This window comes from Paenibacillus sp. LX16, assembly GCF_036252815.1.
GTDB classification, from domain to species: domain Bacteria; phylum Bacillota; class Bacilli; order Paenibacillales; family Paenibacillaceae; genus Paenibacillus; species Paenibacillus polymyxa_B.
Map to the genome: position 1 here is coordinate 2779994 of NZ_CP141152.1, position 22215 is coordinate 2802208.

Annotated in this window: 1 protein-coding gene (running past one end of the window); it reads left to right on the top strand. The window is 52.9% G+C overall.

Annotated features, from left to right (window positions below):
• A protein-coding gene (locus tag T3H97_RS12325; protein ID WP_328802700.1) for a non-ribosomal peptide synthase/polyketide synthase crosses the window boundary here: on the top strand, positions 1-21542 show its 3' portion. Its footprint begins 20731 nt before the window's first position; only the last 21542 of its 42273 coding nucleotides appear in the window; its start codon lies off the left edge, out of view; its stop codon occupies positions 21540-21542.
• The last annotated feature ends 673 nt before the right edge of the window (positions 21543-22215 follow it).

Genomic DNA, 22215 nt, shown 5'->3' on the forward strand with positions numbered 1-22215 from the left:
AGCCGGGACAGATGCCAAACCTGCGTATTTTGTTCACTGCGGGTTCTGCATCTTCAACAGAGCTGGTGTACAAGTGGAAGGATCAGGTGGCGTACTACAACGGCTACGGTCCCACCGAAAACTCGGTGGCGACGTCCATCTGGCCCGTATCCGAGGATGAGAGAGCCGGACAACTGATTTCTATCGGACGCCCTGTGCCGAATCACCGGGTATACATGGCGGATGTGCATGGACATTTGGCTCCGGTAGGCGTCGCAGGTGAACTGTGCGTGTCCGGTCCGGGTCTGGCCCGTGGTTATCTGGATCGCCCAGAGCTGACGGCTGAGAAATTTATACCAAATCCGTTTGCGGCTGGCGAAGCAGGGTATGAAAGAATGTACCGTACGGGTGACTTGGCGAGATGGATGCCAGACGGCAACATCGAATATTTGGGCCGGATCGACCATCAGGTGAAAATCCGGGGCTATCGGATCGAGCTGGGCGAGGTCGAGGCACAAATTTTGAAAGTGGAGGACGTACAAGAGGTCATCGTACTGGCCCAGGCGGACGAGCAAGGGCAAAACCAACTGGTGGCGTACTATGTCGCTGAACGGGAAGTAAGCGCGGGTGAGCTGCGCAGCTTACTGGGTGAGGAGCTACCAAACTACATGGTGCCTTCGTATTTCATCCAGCTGGAGCAAATGCCGTTGACACCGAACGGTAAAATCGACCGCAAGGCCCTGCCAGAACCCGAAGGCAGCCTGCAAAGCGGAGCGGATTATGTAGAGCCGCGCACAGCGCTGGAGCAGACGTTAGTGTCCATTTGGCAGGCTGTATTAGGCGCGAAGAGAGTCGGGGTATTGGATAATTTCTTTGATCTGGGCGGCGATTCGATCAAAGCAATCCAGGTATCCTCCCGTTTGCTGCAAGCGGGCTACAAGCTGGACATGAAGGATTTGTTCCAATATCCTTCCGTCTCGTTGCTGAGTGGTCATGTACACAAGGTCAGCCGTACAGCCGATCAGCGGGTGGTTTCGGGGGCAGTTAAATTGACCCCAATACAGCAATGGTTCTTTGGACAATCCTCGGCAGAGCCGCATTATTTCAACCAGTCGGTGATGCTGTATAGAGAGCAAGGCTTTGAGGAAGCCGCATTGCATCAAACGGTGACCAAGGTAATGGAGCATCATGATGCGCTACGTATGATCTTCCGTCAGACCGAACAGGGCTATGAAGCGTGGAATCGCGGTTTGAACGAAGGTCAGCTGTACAGTCTGGACGTTGTTGATTTGACGGGTATCGAAGATGCTGCGGATGTGGTGAAGGCGATTGAAATGAAAGCCAATGCCATCCAAGGTTCCATTCGTCTGGACGAGGGGCCACTGGTGAAGCTGGGGCTTTTCCGCTGCACGGATGGAGATCATTTACTGATTGCGATTCACCATTTGGTGGTGGACGGCATTTCATGGCGGATTGTGTTTGAGGATTTTGCCGCGGGATATGAGCAGGCGGTTCGTGGAGAAGCCATTCGTTTGCCATATAAAACGGACTCGTTCTCCACTTGGGCAGAACACTTGTCTCAATATGCGAATAGTCCGGCGATCGACAACGAACGCGAATATTGGCATCATCTCGCTCAAATGGAATTCGCATCGTTGCCTAAGGATCATGAGAGAGCGGAAGGACAGCATTATCCGCTGAGAGACAGTGAAATTGTGACCGTGGCTTGGAGCGAGCAGGAAACACGATTGTTGCTACAGGAAGTACATCGTGCGTACCACACCGAGGTCAATGATCTACTGTTAACCGCACTCGGCACAGCGGTATATAACTGGAGCGGTCAGGAGCGTGTGCTGGTCAATCTGGAGGGACATGGCCGGGAAGCCATTGTTCCAGATATCGACATCACCCGTACCGTGGGCTGGTTTACGAGTCAGTATCCGGTGCTGCTGGATGTGGACGGAAAGGCAGAAGTAGGGCAGCGAATCAAGCGGGTGAAGGAAGGCCTGCGCCATGTACCGCATAAGGGTATTGGCTACGGCATTTTGAAATATATGTCTCAGGATGATGCCCATCCTTCCTGGACCTTGCAGCCTGAAATTAGCTTTAACTATTTGGGACAATTTGATCAGGACTTGGAAAATGGGGATATCGTTCTGTCTTCACATCCAGGTGGAGAGCCGATGAGTGATCATACCGTACTGGAGCATCCTTTGAATGTGAACGGAATGATTACAGCGGGCGCGCTGACACTGGAAATTCGCTATGACAGCAAAGTATATCATCAGCAAAATGTAGAAAAATTTGCGCAGTTGCTGCAGGAAAGCTTGCAGGAAGTGATCGCTCATTGTGCCTCCAAAGAGCGGAGTGAGCTAACACCAAGCGATGTATTGTTCAAAGGCTTGACACTGGAGCAACTGGAGCAATTGACGGAGCAAACGGCTTCTGTGGGCGAGCTGGAAAATGTATATGCTCTTTCGCCTATGCAGAAGGGGATGCTGTTCCATCATCTGATGGAGCCGGAGTCAGGCGCCTACTTCCAGCAAGCGTCGTTTGATCAAAAAGGAAGCTTTGATGTAGCTGTTTTCCGCAAGAGTTTGGATGTACTGACACAGCGTCATGAAGCGCTGCGGACGAATTTCCATAGGTTTGAGACAGGACACAGTCAGGAGCCATTGCAGATCGTGTTCCGTCACAAAGATAGTGACCTTTCCTTCCAGGATATACGGGGAATACAGGAAGCAGAGCAACAGGCATATATCCAGGCGTTTAAGCTGGAGGACCAGGCTAGAGGCTTTAATCTCGGTACCGATACACTCATGCGCGTACAGGTATTGCAGACCCATGAAGAAACGTATCATTTGGTATGGAGCTTCCATCACATTGTCATGGATGGCTGGTGCTTATCGCTCGTTACGGGCGAAGTGTTTGGTACGTACTTCGCCCTGCTGGAGCAGAAGCAACCGGAGCTTGCTCCGATCACACCGTATGGCCAATATATCGAATGGCTGGGACGTCAGGATGAACATGCGGCAAAAGAGTATTGGAGCAGTTATTTGGCGGGCTTTGAACAGCAGACGTTGTTACCTGGATCGGATACTTCATCGAAAGACCAAGTGGCGGACAGCAGGGATCATACTGTATCCATTACAGAAAGTGAAACCAGCGAATATATTTCTGGAAAAATAACGGTAGATCTGGATCCAACGTGGAGCGAAGCCATACACCGGATTGCAAAGCAGCAGCAGGTCACGATTAATACGCTGATGCAGAGCGTGTGGGGCCTGATTTTGCAGAAATATAACAACAATGAGGATGTTGTGTTCGGCAGTGTCGTTTCTGGACGTCCAACGGATATTGCTGGTGTAGAGCATATGATCGGTCTGTTCATTAATACCATCCCGGTGCGGATTCAAAGTGAACGGAATGCCACTTTTGTGGAAGTGATGCGGAAAACGCAGGAGCAGGCACTGGCCTCGGGAGCATACGATAGCTTCCCGCTGTATGAAATTCAGGCATTGACCGAGCAGAAGCAGCATCTAATTAACCATATTATGGTGTTTGAGAATTATCCGGTCGAGGAGCAAGTCGAGCAGCTTGGCGAAGTTCGTCCATCCGCTTTTGAAATTACGAATGTAGAGGTTGTCGAGCAAACGAACTATGATCTGGACCTGATTGTGATGCCCGATGAAACATTCCGCATCATGTTCAGATATAACGCGAATGTATACGATCGGTCTACGATAGAGCGGATGCAGGGACATGTACTGCATGTCATCGAGCAAATTATCGATAATCCGCATATTCGTGTGAATGAGCTGGAATTGGTGACACCGGAAGAACAAGCACAGATCGTTCAGGTCTGGGGGGATACGGCGGCAACCTATCCGCAGGATCAAACGTTAAGTGCGCTGTTCGAACAGCAGGCAGCGAACACGCCGGAGCAAGTGGCGGTACTGCGCGGAGCGGAGTCGCTGACCTACCGTGAACTGAACGTGCGCGCGAACCGACTCGCACGCACCTTGCGTGCTGAAGGTGTTGAACCGGATCAGCCCGTGGGCATTTTGGTTCAGCGTTCGCTGGACATGATTGTCGGCATCTATGCGATCCTCAAAGCAGGCGGAGCCTACGTGCCAATTGATCCAGAATATCCGGCAGACCGTATCCGCTTTATGCTGGAGGATTCAGGAGCGAAGCTGGTACTGACGCAGTCGCATTTGGCGGAGCAAGCCTCACTGAGTTTCAACGGCCAGGTGCTGGTGCTGGATCGCGAGGACATTTACCACGAAGATGGCTCGAATCTGGAGCCACTGGCTGGCCCACACCATGTAGCCTATGTCATCTATACCTCCGGCTCCACGGGAAAACCGAAGGGCGTGATGGTGGAGCACCATTCCGTGCTGAACCGGATTTTGTGGATGCATGATCGTTACGGCTTGAGTGCGGAAGATACGATCTTGCAAAAGACCGCCTTCACCTTCGATGTGTCGGTGTGGGAGTTGTTCTGGTGGTCGCTGGTCGGCTCGAAGGTGAGCTTGCTGTCCGTGGGCGGGGAAAAGAACCCGGAAGACATCGTCGAGACGATTGCCCGCGATGGCGTGAGCACGATGCACTTTGTACCCGCCATGCTGCATGCGTTCCTGGAGTACGTGGAGCAGCAGCCACGGGAAGTGATGCAAGCGAAGCTGGGCACGCTGCGCCATGTCTTTGCCAGCGGCGAAGCGTTGCCGCCACAGCATGTGGCCCGATTCCAACGGCTTGTGTCGAGCCTGGCCGGAGCGAAGCTGATCAACCTGTATGGGCCAACCGAAGCGACGGTGGACGTATCGTACTTCGATTGCGAACCTAATGAAACCTATTCGGTCATTCCCATCGGGAAACCGATCCAAAATATTCGTCTGTACATCGTGAAGGAAGGCACGGAGCAATTGCAGCCGATTGGGGTTGCGGGCGAACTGTGCATCGGTGGTGTCGGCGTAGCCCAAGGCTATCTGAACCGTCCAGAGCTGACGGCCGAGAAATTCGTACCCGACCCGTTTGCCGGCGGGGAAGCAGGCTATGAACGGATGTACCGCACAGGCGATTTGGCGAGATGGATGCCGGACGGCAACATTGAATATCTGGGCCGGATCGACCATCAAGTCAAAATCCGGGGTTACCGGATTGAACTGGGCGAGGTCGAATCGCAGCTGCTCCAAGTGGAATCGGTACGCGAAGCGGTAGTCACGGCGCGTGCGGATGAAACGGGCCAAAAACAAATGGTGGCGTACTATGTCGCGGAGCAAGAGCTAGGAGCCAGCGAGCTGAGAAGTGAGCTGGGCCGGGAGCTGCCAAGCTACATGGTGCCATCATACTTTGTACAGCTGGAGAAAATGCCGCTGAGTCCAAATGGCAAAATTGACCGCAAAGTCCTGCCAGCACCAGAAGGCAGCCTGCAAAGCGGAGCTGATTATGTCGCACCGCGGACGTGGGTGGAAGTGAAGCTGGCGCACATTTGGCAGGATGTGCTGGGCCTCACGCAGGTCGGTGTGAAGGAAAACTTCTTCGAGATTGGCGGACACTCGCTGCGGGCGACGACACTGGCCTCGAAGATTCACAAGGAGCTGAACAAGCCGCTTCCACTGCGCAGTATTTTTGAAGCACCAACGATTGAGCAACTGGCAACGGTGTTAGAAAGTCTGGATCAAGTAACATATGCGTCCATTCCGGTAACGGAAGAGCGTAGCTTCTACCCGTTATCTTCGGCGCAAAAACGACTGTATGTGCTGCATCAGTTTGATCCAAGTGATGTGAACTACAACATGCCGTCGGTGCTGCAAGTGAGCGGTCCGCTGGACGTAAAACGAGTAGAAGACGTGTTCCGTCAACTGATCGATCGCCATGCGACCTTGCGTACCCGCTTTGAGCTGATCGACAGCGAGCCAATGCAATGGATTGAAGACAGCGTGCCGTTCGAGGTGGAATATACGAAGGTACAAGAAGAGGATGCGACTGCGGATACAGACACGACGGTCAGCCAGGAAGCACAAGAACGGGTACGGCAGTTTGTGCGTCCATTCGATCTGCAAGCTGCACCGCTGCTGCGGGTGGGCTTGGTAGATTTGGGTGTACAAGGAACCGAGCAGGAATCTCAGCATTTACTCATGCTCGACATGCACCATATCGTTTCGGATGGTGTGTCGATGGAGGTACTGACCAATGAATTTGTCCGCTTGTATGGCGGTGAAGAGCTATCGCCATTGCGGATACAGTACAAAGACTATGCCGTATGGCAGCAAAGCGAAGCCCATCAGGAATGGATGCAGCGTCAGGAAGCATACTGGCTGGGCACCTTCCAGGACGGAGTGCCTGTGCTGGATCTGTCAACCGACTTTGCCCGTCCGGCGGTACAGAGTACGGCAGGGGATACGATCGAATTCGGACTGGAGCGTGAAGTGAGCGAACGCCTGAAAGAACTGGCTTCGCAAACAGGTTCAACCTTGTATATGGTGCTGCTGGCAGCGTACACCACGCTCTTGCATAAATACACAGGCCAAGAAGATATCGTAGTGGGAACGCCGATTGCTGGAAGACCGCATGCGGAACTGGAGAGTCTGATAGGTGTCTTCATCAATACGCTGGCAATCCGCAATTATCCGTCTGGCGACCAATCGTTCCTCGATTATCTGCAAGAGGTCAAAGAGCATGCGCTCAGCGCTTATGAGCATCAGGACTATCCTTTTGAAGAACTGGTTGAAAAGCTGAATTTAACGCGGGATACGAGCCGGAATGCGTTGTTTGACACAATGTTTGAATTGAAAACATTGGAGCAGCAGGAGGTGCAGCTGGAAGGTCTGACCTTGAATTCGTATCCGATAGCCAATAAAACCGCCAAATTTGATCTGACCTTGGATGCAGTGGAGCAGCCGGAAGGCATTCTGTGCAGTCTGGAATACAGCACGGCGCTGTACAAGCCTGAAACCATCGCGCGATTGGCACAGCATTTTACCGAACTCGTACGTGCCATTACCCTTCATCCGCAGCAGCCACTGGCAGCTTTGGAGATGGTACCTGCCGAGGAAAAAGCACAAATCATCCATGGATTTGGAAATGTGGGGGTATCGGATGTTGCTGCTGTTGAAGCAGGAGCCTTATTCCATACCTTTGTGGAAGAACAGGCACAGCTTGTGCCGGATCACGTGGCAGTGGTGTACGAGGAGCAGCAGCTTACGTACCGGAAACTGAACGAGCGTGCGAACCAATTGGCGCGTAGATTGAGAAATGAAGGCATTGGACGCGAGTCGATTGTCGGCATTTTGAGCGAACGCTCGGTGGACATGCTGGTCGGGGTACTGGCGGTGTGGAAGGCAGGAGGCGCCTATGTACCGCTAGATGCAGACTATCCGTCCGAACGTATTCGTTTCATGTTAGAAGACAGCGGTGCTACGGTACTGTTGACCCAAATCGGCTTACAGGAGCGTGCACTGGGTTGGCTGAATGAAAGCCGATGGGCTCTGGGCGAAGGAAAGAGTGAGAGTGAGCTGGAGACGGCGGTTAGCGCTGAAACGATGGAAAGAGACCGCCTTAGTGAAGGCGTAAGCTTGAAATCAGATTCGAAGTCTGACAGCGAAGCAGCATCCGAACCGGCAACAGTGCTGCGTCTGCATACCGTACTGGCGTTGGACGATGAGTCGCTGTACATCGGAGATACCACAGACGTCGATCACATCAACGAACCGCAGGATCTGGCGTATGTGATCTACACGTCCGGGACAACGGGACGTCCGAAAGGGGTCATGATTGAACATCACAGCTTGGTCAATACGGCTGCGGCGTATCGTCGGGATTACCGTCTGAACGAGTTCCCGGTACGTTTGCTGCAACTGGCGAGCTTCTCGTTCGACGTATTCGTCGGGGATATCGCGCGGACGTTCTATAACGGCGGCACGATGGTCATTTGTCCGAAAGACGACCGGATTGATTTTAGCCGTTTGTATGACTGGATTCGCGATTACCAGATTACAGTGTTCGAATCGACCCCGGCCCTAATCGTACCGTTTATGCAGCATGTGCATGAACAGGGGCTGGACATGAGCAGTCTGGAATTGCTGATCACCAGCTCGGATAGCTGCAGTGTGACGGATTACCGGGTGCTGCAAGAACGGTTTGGCGCGGATATTCGCATTATGAACAGCTACGGTGTCACAGAAGCGGCAATCGACTCTAGCTTCTATGATGAAGAGCTGTCGAAGCTGCCAAGCAGCGGCCATGTGCCGATTGGCCAGGCGTGGCTGAACGCACGCTTCTACATCGTGGACAGCCAGCTGAATCCGGTGCCGGTCGGTGTACTGGGCGAACTGTGCATCGGCGGAGCCGGGGTGGCACGAGGCTACCTGAACCGTGCAGACCTGACGGCCGAGAAATTCGTAGCGAATCCATATGTAGCGGGTGAACGATTATACCGCACAGGTGATTTGGCGCGGTGGATGCCGGATGGCAATGTGGACTTTATCGGCCGGATGGATGATCAGGTCAAAATCCGGGGCTTCCGGATTGAACTGGGCGAGGTGGAAGCACAACTGCTGACCGTGGATGGCATTCAGAAAGCCATCGTCACCGCCTGGGAAAATGAAGACGGGGACAAGGATTTGTGTGCGTATGTCGTAGCCTCTGATGCGCTGAATTTGCCAGAGCTGCGCAACCTGCTGCAGCCCAAGCTGCCGGGTTATATGATCCCGACATATGTCGTACAACTGGATCATTTCCCGCTGACACCAAACGGGAAAATTGACCGCAAAGCGTTGCCTGCGCCGGAAGCGCGCCTCGAAGGAGGCACAGCGTACGTGGCACCGCGGACACTGCTAGAAGAGCGACTGGTACGTATTTGGCAAAGCGTTTTGAATCATCGGCAGATAGGCATCCAGGATAACTTCTTTGAAGTGGGAGGACATTCTCTGCGCGCGACAACACTGATGGCGAAAATTCATCAGGAGCTGAATTACAAGCTGGCGCTGCGAGATATTTTCCAATATCCGACGATTGAGCAACTGGTACAGGTGATGGGAGAAGTTCAGACGCAGCAAACGTATGTATCCATCCCTGTTGCGGAGGAGCGCGTATATTATCCCGTGTCCTCGGCGCAAAAACGGATGTACGTTCTGAGTCACCTGGAAGGCGGAGAGGTTAGCTACAATATGCCAGGCGCTTTGATCATTGAAGGTTCCTTGGATAAAACGCGACTGGAGCAAGCCTTCCGCCAGCTGATTGCCCGCCATGAAGCCCTGCGAACCCGATTCGACATGGTGGATGGTGAGGTTATTCAATGGATTGAATCGGGCGTCACATTCAACGTGGAGCATGTGCAGGCAAGCGAAGAAGAGACCCAGCAGTATGCACTGGACTTTGTACGCGCATTTGATCTCGCACAAGCACCATTGCTGCGGGTTCAGCTGGTGGAAACCGGACCGGAGCGTCACGTCATGCTCTATGACATGCACCATATTATTTCGGATGGCGTCACGGAAGGAATTATCGTGCAGGAGTTCTCTCAATTGTATGAAGGCAAGGAACTGCCGCCCCTGCGCATCCAGTACAAGGACTATGCGGTTTGGCAGCATGCCGATATGCAAAGTGAACGTCTTCGTGAGCAGGAAAGCTATTGGCTGAAAACCATGGCTGGTGACATTCCGGCGCTGGATATGCCTACGGATTTTGCAAGACCAGCCGTACAGCGTCAGGAAGGAGCTCGATTGGAATTTGCGATCAGCCTGGAGGATAGCGAGCAGTTGAAACAGCTGGCCGCGCAAACCGGCTCCACCTTGTACATGGTGTTGCTGGCCGCGTATAGCACGCTTTTGCATAAATATTCGGGACAGGAAGATATCATCGTCGGCACGCCAATTGCCGGAAGACCGCATGCGGAACTGGAGGGCTTGGTAGGCGTATTCCTCAACACGCTGGCGATCCGCAATTATCCGGCTGGCGACAAAACGTTCCTGGACTACTTGCAAGAGGTCAAAGAGCATGCGCTCAGTGCGTATGAGCATCAGGAATATCCTTTTGAAGAACTGGTTGAAAAACTGAATTTAACGCGGGATACGAGCCGGAATGCGCTGTTTGACACGATGTTTGAGTTGAAAACATTTGAGCAGCAGGAGTTCGAGCTGGAAGGTCTGACCTTTAAAACGTATCCGACAGACAGTCATACGGCCAAATTTGATCTGACCTTGGATGCAGTGGAGCAGCCGGAAGGCATTCTGTGCAGTCTGGAATACAGCACGGCGCTGTACAAGGCTGAGACCATTGCGCGATTGGCACAGCATTTTACCGAACTCGTACGTGCCATTACCCTTCATCCACAGCAGCCACTGGCAGCCTTAGAGATGGTAACTGTGGAGGAAAAAGCACAAATCATCTACGGTTTTGGAGATGTAGGGGTATCGGATGTTGCTGCGGTAGAAGCAGGAGCACTGTTCCATACCTTTGTGGAAGAACAAGCGCAGCTTGTACCGGATCACGTGGCGGTGGTGTACGAGGAGGAGCAGCTGACGTACCGCACACTGAACGAGCGTGCAAACCAGCTTGCCCGTAGATTGCGAAAGGAAGGCATTGGACGTGAGTCGATTGTCGGCATTTTGAGTGAGCGTTCGGTAGACATGCTGGTTGGCGTATTAGCGGTGTGGAAGGCTGGAGGCGCATATGTGCCGCTGGATGCAGACTATCCGTCAGAGCGCATTCGTTTCATGCTGGAGGACAGTGGTGCGACGGTACTGCTGACCCAGACGGGATTGCAGGAGCGTGCACAGGCATGGCTGGATGAAAGCCAACAGGCCTCGGCCGGAGGGCAGACTGAGGGTGAGTTGGAAACAGCGGTTAGCGCTGAAACGATGGAAAGAGACAACCTGAATGAAGGCGTAAGCTTGAAATCAGATTCGCCACCTGACAGCGAAGCAGCATCCGAGCCGGCAACAGGGCTGCGTCTGCACACCGTACTGGCACTGGACGATGAGTCACTGTACACCGGAGATATGACAGACGTCGATCATATCAACGAACCGCAGGATTTGGCGTATGTGATCTACACGTCCGGGACAACGGGACGTCCGAAGGGCGTCATGATTGAGCATCGCAGCTTGGTGAATACGGCTGCGGCGTATCGTCGGGATTATCGCCTGAACCAGTTCCCGGTACGTTTGCTGCAGCTGGCAAGCTTCTCCTTCGACGTGTTCGTCGGTGATATTGCCCGGGCGCTCTATAACGGTGGCACGATGGTCATCTGTCCGAAGGACGACCGCATCGACCCAAGCCGTCTGTATGGATGGATTCGCGACTATCAGATTACGGTGTTCGAATCCACACCGGCTTTAATCGTACCGTTTATGCAGCATGTGTATGACCACGGACTGGACATGAGCAGTCTGGAATTGCTGATCACCAGCTCGGATAGCTGCAGCGTGACAGATTATCGGGTGCTGCAAGAACGGTTTGGCGCAGATATTCGCATGATAAACAGCTACGGCGTCACGGAAGCGGCGATTGATTCCAGCTTCTACGACGAAGAACTGTCGAAGCTGCCAAGCAGCGGCAATGTACCGATTGGTCAGGCATGGCTGAACGCACGCTTCTACATCGTGGACAGCCAGTTGAATCCGGTGCCGATCGGTGTACTGGGCGAGCTGTGCATTGGCGGAGCCGGGGTAGCACGTGGGTACCTGAACCGTGCAGACCTGACGGCCGAGAAATTCGTAGGGAATCCGTATGTACCGGGTGAACGACTGTATCGCACAGGTGACTTGGCGCGGTGGATGCCAGACGGCAATGTGGACTTTATCGGCCGGATGGATGATCAGGTCAAAATCCGGGGCTACCGGATCGAGCTGGGCGAGATTGAAACGGCGATCCAGCGGGTGCCGGGCGTGCGTCAAGCGGTAGTCATCGACCGGACGGATGAGCGTGGACACAAGTACTTGTGCGGGTACATCACCGGAGGAGCCGAGCTGCGGATCGAGGAGGTACAGGCCGAACTGGAAGCCGGACTGCCAGCGCACATGGTGCCTGCACGTCTGATGCGACTGGAGACGATCCCGCTGACCAGCAACGGCAAAATCGACCGCAAGGCCTTGCCGGAACCGGAAGGAAGCATCCATACCGGTGCAGCCTATGTGGCACCGCGTACCACGGTGGAGCAAGTACTGGCTGCGGTATGGGCCGGGGTGCTCGGCGTGGAAGCAGTAGGCACGAAGGATAACTTCTTTGAACTGGGTGGCGATTCGATCAAGGCCTTGCAAGTATCCTCCCGATTGCTGCAAGCAGGTTATCGACTGGAGATGAAAGACCTGTTCAGTCATCCAACTGTGTCTGCCTTGGCACTGAAAGTCCAATCGGTGACCCGATTGGCGGATCAGAGCGAAGTGGTGGGCGCTGTGAAGCTGACACCCGTTCAACAATGGTTCTTTGAGCAGAACCTGACGGATGCTCATCATCATAATCAGTCCATTATGCTGCATAGCAAGGACGGTTTTGATGAACCGGCCCTGCGCACGGCGATGGATCAAATCGTCAGCCATCACGACGCACTGCGTATCATTTTCCGTCCTACGGAGTACGGATATGAAGCTTGGAACCGTGCGGTTGGGGAGGGCGAGCTGTATACGCTGGATCGGGCCGACTTCAGAAATGAGTCTGAGGTGTCTGCGGCGATCGAGGCTAAAGTGAATGAAATTCAAGCGGGTATTCAGTTAAGCGAAGGACCGCTAGTGAAGCTGGGGCTGTTCCATTGCCCAGATGGAGATCATTTGCTGATGGCTATTCATCACTTAGTGGTGGATACCGTATCTTGGCGCATTTTGTTCGAGGATATTACGACCGCCTACGAGCAGGCATTGAACGGACAAGCGGCTCGTCTTCCGCACAAAACGGATTCGTTCCGCACCTGGGCTGATGGGCAGTCTCAATATGCGAACAGTCCGGCAATGGTAGCAGAACTCGCATTCTGGCAGGAAATGGAACAAGGCGTATATCAGCCGCTTCCAAAAGACGAATCCCATTCTCATTCCTTGAATAGGGACAGCGAGAACATTACAGTCACGTGGACAGCTCAGGAAACAGAGCAGCTGTTAAAACAGGCGCATCGTGCCTACAACACGGATATGAATGATTTGCTGCTTACCGCATTGGGACTGACTATTCATCGCTGGGCGGGCCTGGAACGAGTTCTCGTGAGCCTGGAAGGTCATGGACGGGAGTCCATTTTGCCAGAACTGGATATTACGCGCACTGTGGGCTGGTTTACGACTCAATTCCCAGTTGTGCTGGATATGAGCGTGGGGCAAGACCTTTCACAGCGCATCAAACAAGTGAAAGAAGGACTACGCCGCATTCCGCAAAAGGGCATTGGCTACGGGATGTTGAGATACCTGTCTGCAGCACGTGAGCAAGAGCGGTTTGTAACCGAACCTGAAATCAGCTTTAACTATTTGGGACAATTTGACCAAGATATGCAAAATCAATCTATTGGCGTATCTCCTTACGCTAGCGGTGCAGAGCTTAGCGCCCATGCAGTTAGAACGCACACGCTGGATATGAATGGACTGATTTCGGAAGGCGAACTGCAATTGACGATCAGCTACAGCAAGCAGGAATATCGCCATGAAACGATGGAGCAGTTAGCCGAACAGTTCCGAACCAGCTTGCAGGAAATCATTGCGCATTGCACAGGCCGCAAACAGCAAGAACTGACGCCAAGCGATGTCATGCTTAAAAATGTAACGATGGCCGAGCTGGATCAATTGGTAGAACGGACTCGTGACATGGGGGAACTGGAAAATGTATATGCATTGACGCCGATGCAAAAAGGCATGTTGTTCCATAGTCTGATGGATGCAGCGTCAGGCGCTTATTTTGAACAAACGACCTTTGATTTGCACGGACGCTTCCAAGCGGATATTTTCCAAGATAGCTTGAATCATTTGGCGCAGCGGCATGAGATATTTAGAGCTAATTTCATCAGCGGTTGGCAGGATGAGCCTGTGCAGGTTATTTTCCGCCATAAAGAGGTTGGATTCAGATGTGAAGATTTGCGTCATTTGGATGAGCAGGAACGTGACGCGTATGTGAAGGAATTTATTCGCCAGGACAAGGCAGCCGGATTCGATTTATCCCGGGATGCGTTGATGCGCGTGGCGATTTTACGAACAGGTGACGAGGATTATTATTTTGTATGGAGCTCTCATCACATCTTGATGGATGGCTGGTGTGTGGCGTTAGTCACGGATGAGGTGTTTGAGGCTTATTTTGCAGCCGTGGAGCATAGACAGCCGAAGCTTGCCCCCGTGACCCCATACAGTCAGTATATTGAGTGGCTTGAAGCACAGGATGTAGAAGCAGCAGCTTCCTACTGGAAGGATTATTTGCTCGGCTATGATCAGCAAACTTCGATTCCGACCGGAAAAGTAGGCGTGAAAGCGGGCGATGCACAATTTGAGCATATCCTGTGCGATCTGGGCAAGGACTTGACCGGACGTATGGAAATGGTGGCCAAGCAGCACCACGTGACCCCGAATACATTGCTGCAAACAGCCTGGGGATTGCTGCTCCAAAAGTACAACGGTAGTGACGACGCTGTTTTTGGCGGTGTAGTGTCTGGTCGTCCAGCGGATATTTCGGGGATCGAAAATATGGTGGGCTTGTTCATTAACACCATTCCAATACGTATCCGCAGTGGGGCTGAGGACACCTTTGCCGACATGATTAGAACGAATCAGCAGCAGGCGCTGACTTCTCAAGATTATGAAACGTATCCGCTGTATGAAATTCAAGCCTTGACTGAGCAAAAGCAAGATCTGATCAACCACATTATCGTGTTTGAAAACTATCCGGTGGAGGAGCAGGTCGAGCAGCTTGGCGAAGGTGCAGCGTCGGATTTTGAAATTCGCAATGCAGGCATGATTGAACAAACCAACTATGATTTCAATCTGGTTGTCATGCCGCAGGAAGCGATGAAAATCCGATTTGAATACAATGCGAATTTATATGATCGAGAAGCTGTTGAACGGACTCAGGGCCATCTGATACAGCTGTTGGAGCAGGTGGTAGCGAAGCCGGACATTCGAGTGCAGGAGCTGGATATGGTAAGTGAGCAGGAGCGCGAGCACATTCTCCGCGTATGGGGAGATACAGCTGCCGAGTATCCGAGCGGGCAAACGATCCATGGCCTATTCGAGACACAAACGGCGCAGACACCGGAGCAGGCAGCGTTGTTCTTTGAAGGAGAACAGTTGACCTATCGTGAACTGAATGAACGCGCGAATCGTCTGGCGCGCACTTTGCGCAGTCAAGGCGTGACGAAGGATCGTCTAGTCGGTCTAATGACCGAGCGTTCGGTAGACTTGATCGTGGGGATCTTAGGCATTTTGAAAGCCGGGGGTGCATATGTGCCCATCGATCCGACGTATCCAGAGGAGCGTGTCCGCTACATGCTGGACGACTCGGGAGCGAAGCTGTTGTTAACGCAAAGCCATCTGGTGGACAAAGCAGCTTTTGACGGTAACGTGCTGGTGCTGAATGGAGCACAGGGTGTGTATCACGAGGATGGTTCCAATCTGGAGCCGTTGTCTGGTCCGAACGATCTAGCGTATGTCATTTATACGTCGGGTACGACGGGGCAACCGAAGGGCGTTATGGTGGAGCATCGTAATGTCGTACGTTTGGTGAAAAATACAAACTACGCGCAATTAGATACCGACACGCGCATTTTACAGACAGGGGCTGTTGTTTTCGACGCATCCACCTTCGAAATTTGGGGGGCGCTATTGAATGGTGGACAGCTGGTGCTAGTGAGCCAGGATGTCATTTTGGACGCACCCAAGCTTAAGGAAGCTGTGCGTATCCACGGCATTACCACGATGTTTCTGACCACACCGCTCTTTAACCAGCTGTCCCAGCAGGATCTGGCGCTGTTCGAGGGGGTACGGGAGCTGCTGGTTGGCGGTGATGTGATGTCCGTACCACATATGAACCGGGTGCTGGAGGCTTATCCATCCTTGCGGATCAGTAATATCTATGGTCCAACCGAAAATACGACCTTTTCCACAGTGCATGCGATCACTGGTATGCAATCGGAATCGGTGCCAATTGGCAGACCGATTCATAATTCGACAGCGTATGTCGTGGACCGTTCGATGCGGCTTCAGCCCGTCGGGGTATGGGGTGAGCTGATCGTCGGCGGTGACGGGGTGGCACGTGGATACCGCAACCGTCCGGACCTGACGTCCGAAAAGTTCATCGACAGCCCGTTCCGCAGCGGAGAACGCTGCTATCGCACAGGCGACCTGGTGCGCTTGAATGTGGACGGGACGCTGGAATATAAGGGACGGATCGACGCACAGGTGAAAATTCGGGGCTACCGGATCGAACTGGGCGAGGTAGAAACGCAGCTGTTGAAGCTGGAAGCGGTGCAAGAAGCTGTGGTCATCGCGCGTGAAGATGAGCAAGGGCAGAAGCAGCTCTGCGCTTATGTGGTCGCCGATAGAGAAGTTGTGGCAAGTGAGCTACGCAGCGCTTTGAGCCAGAAGCTACCGGGTTACATGGTCCCTTCCTATCTGGTACAGTTGGAGCAGATGCCGTTAACTCCGAATGGAAAAATCGACCGCAAGGCACTGCCAGCACCGGAAGGCAGCCTGCAAAGCGGAGCTGATTATGTCGCACCGCGGACGTGGGTGGAAGTGAAGCTGGCGCAAATTTGGCAGGATGTGCTGGGTCTGGCGCAGGTTGGTGTGAAGGAAAACTTCTTCGAGATTGGCGGACACTCGCTGCGGGCGACGACGCTGGCCTCGAAAATTCACAAGGAGCTGAACAAGCCGCTTCCACTGCGCAGTATTTTTGAAGCACCAACGATTGAACAACTGGCAGCGGTCATGGAAGGTCTGGATCAAGTGGCGTATGCGTCCATTCCAGTGACGGAAGAACGCAGCTTCTACCCGCTTTCCTCGGCGCAAAAACGACTGTATGTGCTGCATCAGTTCGACCCGAATGATGTGAACTACAACATGCCGTCAGTGCTGCAAGTGAGTGGTCCGTTGGACGTGAAGCGAGTGGAGGACGTGTTCCGTCAATTAGTCGCCCGTCATGCGACCTTGCGTACCCGCTTTGCACTGGTGGACAGTAAGCCAATGCAATGGATTGAGGACACCGTGCCGTTTGAGGTGGAATATACAAAGGTACAGGCAGAAGATGCGACTACGGATACAGATCAGGATATAACCACGGATACGGACACGATGGTCAGCCAGGAAGCACAAGGACGGGTGCGGCAGTTTGTACGTCCGTTCGATCTGCAAGCCGCTCCGCTGCTGCGGGTAGGCTTGGTAGATTTGGGTGTACAAGGAACCGAGCAGGAATCTCAGCATTTGCTCATGCTCGATATGCACCATATCGTCTCGGATGGTGTGTCCATGGGAGTACTGACCGATGAATTTGTCCGCTTATACGACGGTGAAGAGCTTTCACCATTGCGTATACAGTACAAGGATTATGCGGTATGGCAGCAAAGCGAAGCCCATCAAGAGTGGATGCAACGTCAGGAAGCGTACTGGCTCGACACCTTCCGGGGTGAACTGCCTGTGCTGGATCTACCGACGGACTTTGCCCGTCCGTCGGTACGAAGTACGGCAGGCGATACGGTGGTGTTCGGGCTGAAGCGCGAAGCTAGCGAACGCCTGAAGGAACTGGCGGCGCACACAGGCTCTACGCTGTATATGGTGCTGCTGGCGGCGTACACCGCGCTCTTACACCAATACAGCGGGCAAGAAGATATTGTAGTCGGCACACCGATTGCCGGACGACCGCATGCGGATCTAGAGCCGATGATTGGGATGTTCGTCGGAACGTTGGCATTGCGGAACTATCCGACAGCGGAACATACCTTCCGCAGCTATGTGGAAGAAGTGAAAGTTTGTGCACTGCAAGCCTATGAACATCAGGACTACCCGTTTGAGGAACTGGTGGAAAAGCTGAACGTGAAACGGGATATGAGCCGCCATCCGCTGTTCGATACGATGTTTACCCTGCAAACGACTGAGGAAGGCGATCTGCAGCTGGCGGACCTGAGCTTCCGTCCATACGGCTTGGAACAAACGCCAGTCAAGTTTGATTTGATGCTGGAGGCCAGTGAGGAAGAAGCAGGTATCCAGTTTGGATTGCAGTATGCAACTGCGTTGTACGAGCGCGAAACGGTAGAACGGATGACGCGTCACTTTGTTCGCTTGGCCGAAGCCGTGGCGGCGAACCCGGATGCGAAGCTGGGTGAGCTGGAGTTGATTACGGCAGAAGAAACCGAGCAGATTCTGGAGGTGTTTAATGACCCGAATGCGCACAGCCTGCTTGGAGCATTACAAGGCCGTTCGCTCAGCGAACGCTTTGAAGAGCAAGCGAAGCGCAACCCTGAGCGGATAGCCGTTGTGTCTGGGGCTACCGCGCTGACCTACACTGAGCTGAATGAGCGTGCGAACCAATTGGCTCGTGTGTTACGGGCGGAAGGGGTCGAAGCGGATCAACCGGTGGGCGTATTGCTGGAACGTTCTGCGGATATTCTGGTGAGCATTCTGGGGGTACTTAAGGCCGGAGGCGCATATGTGCCGATGGATACGATGTATCCACAGGAGCGCATCGACTACATGCTCCAAGACAGTGGGGCCAAGGTCGTGATTACAAGTAGAGTCGCCAACCTGTCACTCAGCTTGCCATCCATAGTTCGAGCTGTAGTCTTGGATGACGAGGATGTTCAAGCTCAACTGGGAGCACAGGATGCGAGCAATCTAATCCCTGTCGCCCGCCCGCATAACCTGGCCTATATGATTTATACGTCAGGTACCACCGGTCAGCCGAAAGGGGTCATGATCGAGCAGGGCAGTGTTAGTAATCTGGTAGATGCTTTATGGGAACGAGTATACAGCCGTTATGAACAGCCGCTTCATGTTGCATGGCTATCGGCATTTGTATTTGACGCTTCAGTGAAGCAAATCTTCGCCAGCTTGCTGTTAGGCCACACCTTGCATGTGGTGTCCCGTGACGTCAGTCTGAGCGGAGAGCATTTGATCGCCTACTACCGTACGCACCGGATTGATCTGTCGGACGGCACACCTGCGCATCTGCATATTTTGAACGAAAGCGTCAATGTGACGGAAGCGCCGGAAGTGAAGCATTACCTGATCGGTGGCGAAGCATTATCCGTGCAGCTGGTACATGTGTTCCTGCACAAGTGGTCCGGGTATCGTCCGGTGATTACGAACGTGTACGGTCCGACCGAAACCACGGTAGATGCGACTGCTTATACGATTGAAGATGTGGAGTCCCTGAACGTACTGCTGGAAAAAGGGGAGCATACGGTATCCATCGGTACGCCGATCGCAAACCAGTCCGTGTACATCTTGAACAGCCAGCAACAGCTGGTGCCGATCGGTATCGCTGGTGAGCTTTATATCGGAGGTGCAGGTGTCGGACGAGGATACCTGAACCTGCCGGAGCTGACGGCAGAGAAGTTCGTCCTGAATCCGTTCGCTGATGCGGCAGCAGCCGATCAAGCGGACAGCACTCACGCAAACCGGATGTACCGGACGGGAGACCTGGCACGGTGGTTGCCAGACGGCAGCATTGAGTATTTGGGCCGGATCGACCACCAGGTGAAAATCCGGGGGTACCGGATCGAGCTGGGCGAGGTGGAAGCGCAGCTGCTGACCGTGGACGGCATTCAGAAAGCTGTGGTCACAGCATGGGAAAACGAAGACGGACACAAGGACCTGTGTGCCTACATCATAGCTTCAGCGTCCCTGAGTTTGCCGGAGCTGCGCAATGCGCTGCAGCCGAAGCTGCCGGATTACATGATCCCGACGTATGTGGTACAACTGGATCGTTTCCCGCTGACACCGAATGGGAAAATCGATCGCAAGGCATTGCCGGCACCGGAAGCACGCCTCGAAGGAGGCCTGGAGTACGTTGCACCGCGGACGCCGCTGGAAGCCAAGCTAGCCCAAATCTGGCAGGATGTCTTGAAGCTGTCCAGCGTAGGAGTCACCGACTCATTCTTTGACGTGGGTGGGCACTCCCTGCGGGCAACGACGCTAGTGGCCAAAATCCATCAGGAACTGGACAGCCGGATTACGCTGCGTGAGGTGTTCCAACACTTTACGATTGAGCAGCAAGCCCAGCTCATAGCTACGCACGGTACAGACACCTATACGGTGATCCCTGCGGCAGCGCAACAGGCGTACTACCCGGTTTCCTCGGCTCAAAAACGACTGTACATTTTGAGCCATCTGGAAGGTGGGGATCTCAGCTACAATATGCCGGGTGTATTAACCGTGGAGGGACCGCTTCAGGCCGATCGGCTGGAGGATGCGTTCCGTCAGTTAATAGCCCGCCATGAAACGCTGCGGACTTCCTTTGAAATGGTGGAAGGCGAGGTTGTTCAGCGGGTTTACGATCAAGTGGAGTTTGCAGTAGAGCACCTGCAGGCCAGGGAATCCGAAGCCGAAGCTTATATCGAGTCCTTTGTACGCAGCTTTGATCTTCGCCAGGCACCACTGCTGCGTGTCCGTCTCATTCAAACCGGACCAGAGCGCCACCTCCTGATGTACGACATGCACCATATTATTTCAGACGGTGTATCGTCTAACAATATCGTGCAGGAGCTGGTACAACTGTACGAAGGGCAGGAATTGGAGCCGTTGCAAATTCAGTACAAGGACTACGCCGTGTGGCAGCAACAGGAGATACAGCGTGAGTCATACCAACGCCGGGAACACTTCTGGCTGGAGCATTTAGCCGGAGAATTGCCGGTACTGGATTTGCCAATTGCTTATCCTAGACCCGCTGTGCGCAGCTTCGAGGGTGCGATGTATGAATTTACAGTGGACGCAAATGTATCCGAGCAACTGCGCCGAATTGCGGCACAGACCGGAAGCACGCTGTACATGGTGCTGTTGAGCGCCTACACCGTTCTGCTGTCCAAATACAGCGGTCAGGACGATTTGATCATCGGTACGCCGGTAGCAGGCCGCTTGTTGCCTGAACTGGAGCCGTTGATCGGAATGTTCGTCAATACGCTAGCCATCCGGCATCAGCCGAGGGGCAACCAAACGTTCCACAGCTACTTGCTGGAAGCCAGAGATCGTACGCTGCAAGCCTTCGAGCATCAGGATTATCCACTGGAAGAGTTGGTGGAAAAGCTGGATGTAGCACGGGATGCAAGCCGTAACCCATTGTTTGACACTATGTTTGTACTGGAAAATACAGAGTCGCCGGAAGCGAAGCTTGAGACGCTGTCCTTCAGTCCGTATGCTCAGGAGCATCGTATTTCCAAATTCGATTTGACTTTGTCTATGAGTGATGAAGATGGGGAGATCAAGGGTTCGTTTGAATATTGCACAAAGCTATTTGGGGCCGACGCTATTGAGAGATTAACCAGAGATTTGATAGCGATCCTGTCCCAGATTGGAATCCATCCAGATTTGCTGTTAAGCGATATTCAGGTGAACTCGGACGAGCAACCGGAAGGCTTCTCGCCGGATTCCATCGACTTTGTTTTCTAAATCCGTTTTCTAAAATGCAATGATTTCACTTTGCGTGTGCAGAGGGCGGCGGCTTGTCCGACCGCCCTTGCCTGCAAAGTATTATTTTTCCGATACAACACTCATGTACGTAACAACGCACCATTCCAACCGGGGTAACAGGCCCCATGAAGCAGGAGGGATGTCACTGAAGCCTTATTTGAGAAGGAAAAAAATTACTGGAGTTATAAGCTTGAATTGGAGAATTGTATCGTCTGTCTGCCATACACCAACCATGTGTCCAGGGATACAGCTGCAACGAGTAACATCTGAAACCAAGTTAGAGGCTATAACGACTCCATATCGAAGAAGGTTGGACGTATCATAAACTCATGAAGAAGTTTGGGATCGCAGATCTACATTGATTAAAGGAATAGACCAGACTAATTTTACATCATGTTAACAGCCGAAGGGCACTGCAGTTAGTATGTCATGTCGAACGAGGAGATTGATTCAAAAAAATGGGTGGTAAACTTGAGCTTTGAGTTAATAAAAAATGTCGGAGGACAAGAGGATGTTGCATTAGAAGCCGTCTAAATGACGGCTTTTTTGTTTTAAGAAATCAAGTTCTTGCTCCAAGCCAAGGACAAGAACTTGATTATTCCAATGCCGATTAGATATCTACTAATTAATAAATTTAAAATCTAAACTTGGA